Origin of the sequence: Lamprobacter modestohalophilus, from assembly GCF_016583905.1 — a bacterium.
Lineage (GTDB): Bacteria > Pseudomonadota > Gammaproteobacteria > Chromatiales > Chromatiaceae > Lamprobacter > Lamprobacter modestohalophilus.
In genome coordinates this window covers 1-544 of sequence record NZ_NRRY01000203.1, presented here as the reverse complement: position 1 = coordinate 544, position 544 = coordinate 1, and the positions used below count along the sequence as shown (strand labels likewise).

General features: G+C 61.2%; 1 protein-coding gene. It reads left to right on the top strand.

The window, feature by feature from the left end; all coding sequences use genetic code 11:
• Positions 1-456: hypothetical protein (locus tag CKO42_RS26880; RefSeq protein WP_200252926.1), on the top strand; the 456-nt coding region annotated here is incomplete at its 5' end.
• Between the last annotated feature and the right edge of the window lie 88 nt (positions 457-544).

Below are 544 nucleotides of genomic sequence, written 5' to 3'. Positions count from 1 at the left end.
GTGACCATCAACGGCTTTCCTGTCCCGACCAGGCACAGTCAACGGCGCGAAATCGACGCCACCGCCGCTGCCGACAACGCCGATGGTGCTGTCTGGCTGCAAGCGACACGCGGCAAACGCGCGCGTCGTGACGTTGCCCGTGCTGACGTCATGCACCTGCTCAAGGAGATCGACGATTTGCGCGACACTGAACCCATGAATCCCGAGGCGCGAAGACCACGCTATCGCAACGGCAACATCGAACGACTATCCCCCCTATCCGCGACAGAAGAGACCGAGCTCCTCATCGTTGTGCTCGACCGCGAAGGTCGCACCGGAATCCCGTCCGAAACCCTGAAGCGCTCGCCAAGCACATCCGAAGAGGCGTTCCGAGCGTTGGACAGGGCGAGCTTTGCCGATGACGGCGATGACCAGGATGTCGAATGGGAAGAGGTGTTCGATGTTCAAGCTCGGTGATGTTGTCCTGCTCGAGCAGTTTCGCGATGCCTTGCACGATCTCTCGCCGCGCAGCGATGCGGAGATCAAAGGCGATGTGCTGACCCGC